1 rRNA gene is annotated in these 2,504 nt (G+C 56.5%); it reads left to right on the plus strand.

What is annotated here, in order from left to right:
- A 23S ribosomal RNA gene (locus ABZ716_RS24625) occupies positions 1-2,472 on the plus strand; the annotation flags it as partial.
- Positions 2,473-2,504: the final 32 nt, after the last annotated feature.

A 2,504-nucleotide genomic window follows, 5' to 3' on the forward strand; every position in this document is an offset into this window, starting at 1 on the left:
TCGTGACTGCGTGCCTTTTGAAGAATGAGCCTGCGAGTTAGCGGTGTGTAGCGAGGTTAACCCGTGTGGGGAAGCCGTAGCGAAAGCGAGTCCGAATAGGGCGATTGAGTTGCACGCTCTAGACCCGAAGCGGAGTGATCTAGCCATGGGCAGGTTGAAGCGGAGGTAAGACTTCGTGGAGGACCGAACCCACCAGGGTTGAAAACCTGGGGGATGACCTGTGGTTAGGGGTGAAAGGCCAATCAAACTCCGTGATAGCTGGTTCTCCCCGAAATGCATTTAGGTGCAGCGTCGTGTGTTTCTTGCCGGAGGTAGAGCACTGGATAGGCGATGGGCCCTACCGGGTTACTGACCTTAGCCAAACTCCGAATGCCGGTAAGTGAGAGCACGGCAGTGAGACTGTGGGGGATAAGCTCCATGGTCGAGAGGGAAACAGCCCAGAGCATCGACTAAGGCCCCTAAGCGTACGCTAAGTGGGAAAGGATGTGGAGTCGCAGAGACAACCAGGAGGTTGGCTTAGAAGCAGCCACCCTTGAAAGAGTGCGTAATAGCTCACTGGTCAAGTGATTCCGCGCCGACAATGTAGCGGGGCTCAAGCGTACCGCCGAAGTCGTGTCATTGCAGCAATAGGGCCAACGCCTGCTGTGATGGGTAGGGGAGCGTCGTGTGCCGGGTGAAGCAGCAGCGGAAGCTAGTTGTGGACGGTTCACGAGTGAGAATGCAGGCATGAGTAGCGATACACACGTGAGAAACGTGTGCGCCGATTGACTAAGGGTTCCTGGGTCAAGCTGATCTGCCCAGGGTAAGTCGGGACCTAAGGCGAGGCCGACAGGCGTAGTCGATGGACAACCGGTTGATATTCCGGTACCCGCTTTGAAACGCCCAATATCGAATCCATTAATGCTAAGGCCGTGAAGCCGTTCCGGACCCTTCGGGGAATGGAAAGTGGTGGAGCCGCCGGCCCAAGGTGGTAGTAGGTAAGCGATGGGGTGACGCAGGAAGGTAGTCCAGCCCGGGCGGTGGTTGTCCCGGGGTAAGGGTGTAGGCCGAGGGGTAGGCAAATCCGTCCCTCATATAAGGCTGAGACCTGATGCCGAGCCGATTGTGGTGAAGTGGATGATCCTATGCTGTCGAGAAAAGCCTCTAGCGAGTTTCATGGCGGCCCGTACCCTAAACCGACTCAGGTGGTCAGGTAGAGAATACCGAGGCGTTCGGGTGAACTATGGTTAAGGAACTCGGCAAAATGCCCCCGTAACTTCGGGAGAAGGGGGGCCATCACTGGTGATCGGACTTGCTCCGTGAGCTGGGGGTGGCCGCAGAGACCAGCGAGAAGCGACTGTTTACTAAAAACACAGGTCCGTGCGAAGCCGTAAGGCGATGTATACGGACTGACGCCTGCCCGGTGCTGGAACGTTAAGGGGACCGGTTAGTGACCTTTCGGGGTTGCGAAGCTGAGAACTTAAGCGCCAGTAAACGGCGGTGGTAACTATAACCATCCTAAGGTAGCGAAATTCCTTGTCGGGTAAGTTCCGACCTGCACGAATGGCGTAACGACTTCTCGACTGTCTCAACCATAGGCCCGGTGAAATTGCACTACGAGTAAAGATGCTCGTTTCGCGCAGCAGGACGGAAAGACCCCGGGACCTTTACTACAGTTTGATATTGGTGTTCGGTTCGGCTTGTGTAGGATAGGTGGGAGACTTTGAAGCAGCCACGCCAGTGGTTGTGGAGTCGCCGTTGAAATACCACTCTGGTCGTGCTGGATGTCTAACCTCGGTCCGTGATCCGGATCAGGGACAGTGTCTGATGGGTAGTTTAACTGGGGCGGTTGCCTCCCAAAGGGTAACGGAGGCGCCCAAAGGTTCCCTCAGCCTGGTTGGCAATCAGGTGTTGAGTGTAAGTGCACAAGGGAGCTTGACTGTGAGACCGACGGGTCGAGCAGGGACGAAAGTCGGGACTAGTGATCCGGCGGTGGCTTGTGGAAGCGCCGTCGCTCAACGGATAAAAGGTACCCCGGGGATAACAGGCTGATCTTCCCCAAGAGTCCATATCGACGGGATGGTTTGGCACCTCGATGTCGGCTCGTCGCATCCTGGGGCTGGAGTCGGTCCCAAGGGTTGGGCTGTTCGCCCATTAAAGCGGTACGCGAGCTGGGTTTAGAACGTCGTGAGACAGTTCGGTCCCTATCCGCTGTGCGCGTAGGAATATTGAGAAGGGCTGTCCCTAGTACGAGAGGACCGGGACGGACGAACCTCTGGTGTGCCAGTTGTCCTGCCAAGGGCATGGCTGGTTGGCTACGTTCGGGAGGGATAACCGCTGAAAGCATCTAAGCGGGAAGCCTGCTTCAAGATGAGTATTCCCACCTCCTTGAGAGGGTAAGGCTCCCAGTAGACGACTGGGTTGATAGGCCAGATGTGGAAGCCCGGTAACGGGTGGAGCTGACTGGTACTAATAGGCCGAGGGCTTGTCCTCAGTTGCTCGCGTCCACTGTGTTAGTTCTGAAG

Origin of the sequence: Streptomyces sp. NPDC006687 (assembly GCF_040636215.1) — a bacterium.
In the GTDB taxonomy this organism is placed as follows: Bacteria; Actinomycetota; Actinomycetes; order Streptomycetales; family Streptomycetaceae; genus Streptomyces.